This window comes from Corynebacterium gottingense, from assembly GCF_003693265.1.
Lineage (GTDB): Bacteria > Actinomycetota > Actinomycetes > Mycobacteriales > Mycobacteriaceae > Corynebacterium > Corynebacterium gottingense.
The window spans coordinates 1-7898 of sequence record NZ_RDRE01000033.1; the positions used below are offsets into that span (position 1 = coordinate 1).

The window sequence follows — 7898 nt, forward strand, 5'->3', positions numbered from 1 at the left end:
GCTCGAGCAGCGGTGCGGATGCCGTGTTGAGATCCACGCCGACCGAGTTCACCGCGTCCTCGACCACCGCGTCCAGCGTGCGGGCGAGCGCAGCCTGGTTCACGTCGTGCTGGTACTGGCCCACGCCGATGGACTTCGGGTCGACCTTCACCAGCTCCGCGAGCGGGTCCTGCAGGCGCCGCGCGATGGAGACGGCAGAGCGCAGGGAAACGTCCGTGTCCGGGAACTCCTCGGCCGCAATCGGGCTCGCAGAGTAGACGGACGCGCCAGACTCCGAAACCACCACCGGGGTTGGGCGCTGCCCGCCCGCCTGGGCGATAAGATCTGCGACCTCGCCGGCGAGCTTTTCGGACTCGCGGCTCGCGGTACCGTTGCCCACCGCGATGAGCTCCACGCCGTGCTGCGCACACAGCGTGGACAGTGTCTGCACCGCCTGCTGCCACTGGTTCTGCGGCTGGTGCGGATAGACGATCGTGGTGTCGAGGACCTTGCCGGTGCCGTCGATGACCGCGCACTTCACGCCGTTGCGATACCCCGGGTCCAGGGCGAGGGTGGACCGCTGGCCCGCCGGGGCGGCCAGCAGCACGTCGCGCAGGTTCGTCTTGAAGATCTCGAGGGCACCCTCTTCCGCTTTCTCCTTCAAACGCACGCGGGTATCCAGGTTTGCGGAGACCTGCAGTTTCGTGCGCCACCCCCACTTCACTGCCTTGGCCAGCCACTCGCTGTCTTTCACCGGCAGGTCGAAGCGCTCGGCGATCATGCCCTCGTAGACGGACTCGTCGCCCGCATCCAGATCCAGTGTGAGCACGCCTTCGTTCTCGCCGCGCAGCAGCGCCAGGATGCGGTGCGACGGCAGGGATTCGAACGGCTCGTTGAAGTCGAAGTAGTCCTTAAACTTAGCGCCTTCGGCTTCTTTGCCTTCCACGACGCCAGAGCGCATCGTGCCTGTGGTGTAGAGGCGCTCGCGTACCTCGCCGACCAGGTCCGCGTCGGTGGCAAACCTGTCCACCAGGATTGCGCGGGCCCCGTCGAGGGCCGATTTCGTGTCCTCGAAGCCCTCGCAGAGGAACTTTTCGGCCAGGATTGCGGGGTCGGACGTGGGAGCATCGATAAGCAACTGCTCGAGCTCCTCGAGTCCTGCCTCGCGCGCAATGTCCGCCTTCGTCTTCCTTCGCTTCTTATACGGGAGGTAGAGGTCCTCCACGCGGGCCTTTGTGTCGGCATCGAGGATGGCGCGTTTGAGCTCGTCGGTGAGCTTGCCCTGCTCCTCGATCGCCTCGATGACTGCCTGCTTGCGCTCCTCGAGCTCCACGAGGTACGTGTGACGTTCCTCGATGTGGCGCAGTTGAGCGTCGTCGAGACCGCCCGTGGCCTCCTTGCGGTAGCGGGCAATGAACGGGACCGTGTTGCCCTCAGCCAGCAGCTTCAGCGCCGCCTCGACCTGGGATGGTTGTACGTTGAGTTCTGTCGCGATGGTCGCTGCGAGAGATGTCATTCGTGTGAGTCTAGCGACCGGGTCGTGCCCACCCACTGGGTACCCCGCGGCAGCGCGGCTACCACAGCCTTGGTCGCCTCGGCGTTGCTCAGCGTGGTGCGGCCGGTGATCTCGAGCTGGCACAGCGGATCCAGGGCCGGCAACCCGTGCTCCTGCTCGTAGACCTGCTCGAGCATTGACGGCTCGAAGCAGGCGGGGCCCGAGCGCTCGGTGAGCGTGGCGTCGTCAATGCGGTAACCGGCTTTGGCGAGCTCGCGGCGCAAACGCTTTCGCACCTTGGACCAGCTGCGGGGGTCGAGGAGGACATCGAGGCCGGTGATCACCGCGCGCGAGTCGAGGTAAAAGGTGTCCTCGTCGGTGAGCTCGTCGCGCGCGCGGGCTTGGGCGACAAGGTCCGGGCGTATCGCCTGCGTGCGGGCGAGCGATGCTTGCCGACGCCACCGCTCCACCTTGCCGTGATCGCCGGAAAAGAGCACCTCTGGGGCATCGATCCCGCGCCAGCTGCGCGGCTTGGTATAGCTGGGGGCCTCGAGCAGCCCGTCGGAGAAGCTGTCGTCCTCGTGGCTCTGGGTGTTGCCCAGCACGCCCGGGATGAGCCGGGTGACCGCTTCCGCGATCACAAGCGTGGCGACCTCGCCACCGATGAGCACGTAGTCTCCGATGGACACCTCTCGCACGCGGTAGCGCTGCGCCGCGTCCTCAAAGACGCGCTGGTCTATCCCCTCGTAGCGCCCGCACGCGACAACGATGTGGCGCTCGCGCGACCACGCCTGCGCGTCCGCTTGTGTAAAGGGCGCACCCGCCGGGGTGGGCACGAGCAGCAGCGGGGCGTCCGGGTCCTCGCCGTCGCGGACGTCGCGCGCGTCGTACGGCCGCGGGGCGACGTCGTTTCGCTGGTCGTGGCGCACCTTATCGTTCCTGTGCGCCGCCGCGGTCGTGAGCTCATCCGTATTGGAGGTGCCCGCGGCGACCGCGTCTAGCGCCGGGCCCCACACGTCCGGCTTCATCACCATGCCGGGGCCTCCGCCAAGTGGCGGGGCGTCCACGGACTTGTGATTTCCCTGCCCCCAGTCGCGCAGATTGTGCACGCCGACCTGCAGGATTCCTTGCTCGATGGCCTTGCCCAACAGCGCGTGGCGCAGCGGTTCCAGGTATTCGGGGAAAATGGTGATGACGTCCAGTCGCAGCTGCGGGATGTGGCTAGACATCGAGCAGCCCCTCCGGCGGGGTGATGGTCAGGTAGCCCTGCTCCAGGTCCACCTCCGGGACGATGTCCATGACGAAGGGAATGAGCACTTCCCTGCCCTGGTAGTCCACTTCGAGGATCTTGCGGTTCGGGGTGTCCATGACACCGGTGACCTCGCCAATGCGTGCCTTATCCATGCGCACTTCGAGGCCTATGAGCTCGTGGTCGTAGTAGCCGTCCTCCTCCGCGTCACGCTCTAGTGGCTCGGCATAAAACTTCATGCCGCGAAGGCTGTCGGCGGCAGTGCGGTCGGGGACCTCCTCAAAGCTAACCAAGAGGCGCTTTTGATGTGGACGCACCGTCTTCACTGTCAGCCGCTGCTCTTTACCAGCTTGGCGGCCTGTGAGCACTGCCCCGGCAACAATGTGGTCTTCGGATTCCTCCGTCAACAACTCCACGGCAACCTCACCCCGAATACCGTGGGATTTCACTACGCGACCGATAAGCATTTCCATGAAGCACAAGGCTACCAGCGGCGAATGGGGCGACTCCGCCGAGATCAAGCAACGTGGGCTGCCTCTTGTGGCTCCAGGATGTGCGACATAGCGAAGCCATTGAAGGTATACGTAATCTGTGTCACGATGCCGGGCAAGAAGCTGCCGCCGCACCAACCTCGACCGCTTAAGGACGCAACGTGAACTACTTTGAGCAACTCTCCAAAGAGCAAGCCGACAAAGATCATTGGATGACCGTCAAGTGGTGGTGCCCCGGCATGACCTTGGAAGAAGCCTACGAGACGATTCGCGCCCTCCCGATCGACCCCAATTATCTCATCGAGAACCCAACGCAGCCCGAGCAAGAGGGCTGGAACCAATTCAGAGGTGACACATTCATCCAGATTCGCCTGCGCGAGCTGTTTGAGGGCTACACGATCGAGCACGGCGACCCATACTTTATTGGGTTGATGGGGCAGGCCGGCTTCGAGCGCGACTTTCTCCTCTGGCACGACACCGAGCTCCGGGAAGCACTCATTTGGCCCCTCTTTTCCCTCGGCGGCACCCAGGAAGTCAGCTTCACCACCATGGAGAAGAAATACTGGCCCGGCTGGGCAAAATCGCTTGCTGCGCTGGTAAGCGAAGGAATGCTGGACCGCGACCGGTTGCTCGATGAGATGCTCAAAGCACTGAACCGAGGGTTTCCCGCCCACCGCGTTCGCTGGTTTACCCAGCATTACGAGGATTTCGCACCGAGCGAGGAGGAAACCACGAAGCGCCAACACCTGCTGATCGCTGCGATGGGTTCGGGCGTGGGCTCTACAACTACGTTTGCAGTCAAACAGCTCTCTCACCTATCGGAGTTGGATGCAGACGGGTTTGTTGCCGCCGCTGCCCACGCCCTGAGTGGTTCAAAGGCGACTGCCATCACGGCGCTGAAAATGCTGGAGAAGATCTCGGCCGAGCGTGAAGACCTGGCCGCGGGGATCGCCATCGCTGCGCAAACCGGCCTCTACCATGCGAAGGACGAGGTCGTACGCCGCAGCGCCGCACTCCTTCGCACGCTGGACAGGGCTGAGCTTATCGACGCCGCCCGTGACACCCTGTCCCCAGTTATGGCACTCGAATTGTTCGGGTCCCAAGATCTCAGCAGCACAGCAGCCCCCGAAGTGCCTTCCGCATCGTTAGCGCAGCGCGTTGAGGCACAGCCTGTCACCCCGTGGACGGACGAGGACGCCCTGTTTCGCACCCGCGAGTTGCTCGCCACGCCCGACGCGGTGGGCTTTGCGCTACTCCTTGCCTGGCTGGCTGAAACCGGGCCGCGGGCGTTGGAGATTCTCAAACCGGTGCTGCCGAACAACGGCCCCGCGTCTTTTGTCACCGATGCGCGATGGCTGTTGGCACAATGCCGCTGCTCTCCTGCCGAGGTGAAAGAAGCCAACGCGTTTAGGCTGAAAACTGATCTGAGTAGGGAATCGCTGTTGCGAGTCGTTGCCATCGTGCATGGGCTCCAGCCCACGCGCACGTTGCTCTCGACGCCGACGGACACTTTCGGTCGCGTGGACAACATGGAATTCGCCCGCCGACTTGCCACATACCCAAACCGCGATGACATCTGGCACGACGATGCGCTCCTCGCTCACTTGCGATTGGTGGACTACCAGGACGACAACACCGGTTACGTGCCTGTGCAGGGAGTGCGAGCTGGCTGCGACTGCATCCTGTGGACTCCGCCTGAAGACCGATGCACCCAGTGCGGCGCAAGCCGCGTGTGGGTACGCACCGAACAAGGGTGGAAAGACCGGAGCGCAAAGCGCGAGGAGGCGCTGCCGTTTCTGGTTTCCAGCCCGTACAGCGCAACCCACTTACCGGCCGAACGCGCAATCGTCGCCCCGAGCTGTGTGGATGCCTACACCCACGACATGGAGGAAGACCTTGATGGAGGGTTGTCGAGCCACCCAGAGAAGCAAGACCCCGGCATCGTTGACGTACTGACCTGGCACCCAGGCACATGGTCTCGGCACACCGCCAGGTTCCTGGGCAAGGCCGTGGCGAATGTTGATCCCGAAATGCGCGCAATCGCTGCGGAGCTTGTGGCAACGAGGCTCCCGGAAGCCATCGAGGCGGACACCACTGCGCGCGAATGGGCACAGATAGACAACGTCATCCTTGGCCGTTGGGCGGCCTCGCTTGCCGACGCTGCAACGCTCAACCCAACCTACGTCCGTGGCGTCCTTGCACACCTCCTGCCCCAGCTGGACCATAAGACACGCGACCTCAGCAAGCTCATCGAGCTTTTCCGTAACGTGCGACTCGACACCGGCCCGCGAGAACTCGACGCTGCGCTGTGCGAATGGCTTGACGCCTTCAGCGGCAAATCAAAGGCAGCGCAGGCAGCGGCGGCGCTGCGCAAGGAGGCATAGATGCACTACACGTACACCCGCCCATCCGCCATGACTGACCAGGGCCTCGAGCTTGCCACCAGTGGCGGCACGCGTTTCCACGCAGACGAGCGGCACTTCTTCAGCGGGTTCGTGGAAAACCCGCATATCGTCGCCCGCGGGGTGCTTACCGTCGCAGACTACGCCGCAAAACGCTTCTACACGCCCGTGAATACCGCGGCGGTCGCCGCACTTGACCCGGTGGTCACCTCCACCCCAGAAGGTCTGCGGTTCGAATCTTTCTCCGCCTGCTGCAGCGCTTATGCCCGCTTGGATGTCACAGATCTTGACGCACAGTCCCACCAGTCGGGCGTGACCAACGTGGACATCAACACCCCGCTGCGCGAAGCGCTTGCGACTGTCACACCGGGCTCGCCACTCCACCTCACCATTGCCGATGACGCGCTGCACGTCACGACGATGGACAACGCCCTGGAGGAGAAAAAGGTCAACCTACCGTTGCGGTGGGTGAAAGGGCTTGCAGAATCGCAGCGTCTGAGCTCCACCATGACGTTGCAGCAGGAGCTTACGGGACCGGAGGCAACAAAGCTCATCGCCTCACTGCCGGGGACATCTACACCGAAGTCCGTGCAGTGGGTCACACGAGCCTTACGGGGCTTCCGCCTGGCATCGAGGCCGTCGAAGGGCGCGGTGTGTTTGCCCGGACCGGAACGTTTGAAACCACTCGTCCCCCTTCTGCCGTATGTGACCAAACTGTCGGCATACAGCACCGAAAGTGACGGCTCTTCGCAGCCGAGGTCTTCCGCATGGGTTGTTGGGCTGCCCGGTGCGCGGTTCACAGTCGTGCTCAGCCCGATGAAGACCCGCGGCTTTTCCGGTGAGGGCTCATTACTGATGTCCCTGAGCAGCCGACACGCGGCCGATGATGCTGACCTTATTTCCGCGGTTCTGGCGTTCGATCCCCACATTGACATCTCCCACCTCGCGGCGGAAACCGGACTCACCCCAGACCGAATTGAAGACGCACTCCAAGTCCTTGCATCAACCGGTCAGGTTGGCTACGACCTCAGCCTGGGCGCATACTTTCACCGCCCGCTGCCGCTTGACCCGAATGTGGTGGGTAAGCTCCACACTCGCCTAAGCCATGCCGAGGAGCTCTTGGCCGGCAACGCAGTTACCCCTCTCGACGGGCACAACGACGAATTCGCGGTGTGCTCCGGACCCAATACATACACGGTGAGGCTCGATGACGACGCCTCTGCGTTTGCGTGCACCTGTTTCTGGTTTGCGAAGCACAAAGACAGCCGCGGCCCGTGCAAACACGTGCTGGCCGCGCGGGCGTTTCGTGAGAGTGCTCATGAGTAACCGTAGATAAGCAAGTTGTCCTGGAGCACCGCAGCTGTCTGTGTGATTTCGGCTGCGGTTTCGTGCCCCTTGCCACACGCCCGCGAGTAGAGGCGCATACTGCGACGCAGTTGGTTGGAAAAGAGTGTTGCCGCAAGGATTGGCTTACTTCTTTTTCAGAGGAGCCTTCCTGCTGCTTCGAGGAGCTGTCCCCCTTCGAGGAACCAGCCTTATCCTGCTCCTTGTTCGAGGAACCAGCGTAGGTGTTACCAGAAGATCCTTTCAGCTCCAGATCCTCGACAGAGCTACCACCATCAGGCAAGCAGTTGTCGTAAATCAGCGTACCGGCCAGGATGCCAGTGTCAATCAGCGCCGGACCACCAGCAACAGTAGCCAGATCAGCACAAAACTTACCCAGCTGCTGATTGACAGCATCAACCTGCGCAGCCAACTGCGGGTTGAACAGACCAGCCTGCTGCGGGATCTGCGTATTGGCAGCCTGGATCTGGGCATTCGCCTGAGCAATAAAGCCAGACAGGCCCGGGATCTGCATCTGAGTAGCCCAACAAATTGGGATCAGCGCCAGCAGCGGCAGGCTAAAGCCACAGCCGTCGCAGCACGCCTACCAGCATTAATACCAGTCTTCGCGGTCGCCTCGTTACCAGCACCATCAGTTGCAGTCACCGCATCACCCGGATACATCACATACAGCGCATGAGAAACCCCGCTGCATCAGCATTTATGCCAGTACAGCGGGGTTTGCTCACGGTAGAGGAAAGTTTAGTTCTCCTCGGACTCCTCAGCCTTCTCCTCGGAGGACTCGGAAGCTTCCTCGGACTCAGCCTTCTCGGCAGCCTCGGCGGCGGCAGCGGCCTCAGCCTCGGCAGCAGCCTTGGCTTCCTCCTCTTCCTTCGCCTTCTTGCGCTTCTCGGTGATGGCCTCGGCGGTCGGGCCGTTGTTGGCCTCTTCGAGCGCCT

At 62.8% G+C, this 7898-nt stretch carries 6 protein-coding genes and 1 pseudogene; 3 read left to right on the forward strand and 4 right to left on the reverse strand.

The window, feature by feature from the left end:
- From EAW56_RS10495 to rimM, 3 genes are all read right to left on the reverse strand, one after another.
- Window positions 1–1495, reverse strand: a 1495-nt coding sequence (locus tag EAW56_RS10495) for a Tex-like N-terminal domain-containing protein (protein ID WP_122086466.1), incomplete at its 3' end; no start/stop codon positions are given.
- Entirely contained in the window at window positions 1492–2703 is a 1212-nt protein-coding gene (gene trmD / locus EAW56_RS10500) for a tRNA (guanosine(37)-N1)-methyltransferase TrmD (protein ID WP_122086469.1), read from the reverse strand. The genes trmD and EAW56_RS10495, both read right to left, overlap by 4 nt.
- Window positions 2696–3196, reverse strand: a complete 501-nt coding sequence (gene rimM / locus EAW56_RS10505) for a ribosome maturation factor RimM (protein WP_122086475.1) — start codon at window positions 3194–3196, stop codon at window positions 2696–2698. The genes trmD and rimM overlap by 8 nt, the downstream gene beginning before the upstream one ends.
- A gap of 179 nt (window positions 3197–3375) precedes the next feature.
- On the opposite strand from rimM, the gene EAW56_RS10510 reads away from it, so the two are divergent.
- The 3 genes from EAW56_RS10510 to EAW56_RS12625 all read left to right on the forward strand — a co-directional run bounded on the left by EAW56_RS10510 (window position 3376) and on the right by EAW56_RS12625 (window position 7639).
- Window positions 3376–5598 (forward strand): DUF6493 family protein, encoded by a 2223-nt coding sequence (locus tag EAW56_RS10510; protein ID WP_122086471.1) that lies wholly within the window; start codon window positions 3376–3378, stop codon window positions 5596–5598.
- Window positions 5599–6942: an SWIM zinc finger family protein gene (locus EAW56_RS10515; RefSeq protein ID WP_122086473.1), complete on the forward strand. Its 1344-nt coding sequence runs from the start codon at window positions 5599–5601 to the stop codon at window positions 6940–6942.
- A gap of 139 nt (window positions 6943–7081) precedes the next feature.
- Entirely contained in the window at window positions 7082–7639 is a 558-nt protein-coding gene (locus EAW56_RS12625) for a hypothetical protein (RefSeq protein ID WP_147453288.1), read from the forward strand.
- Window positions 7640–7701: 62 nt separating this feature from the next.
- Here EAW56_RS12625 and EAW56_RS10520 read toward each other — a convergent pair.
- Window positions 7702–7898, reverse strand: a pseudogene (locus tag EAW56_RS10520) (30S ribosomal protein S16); the annotation flags it as partial.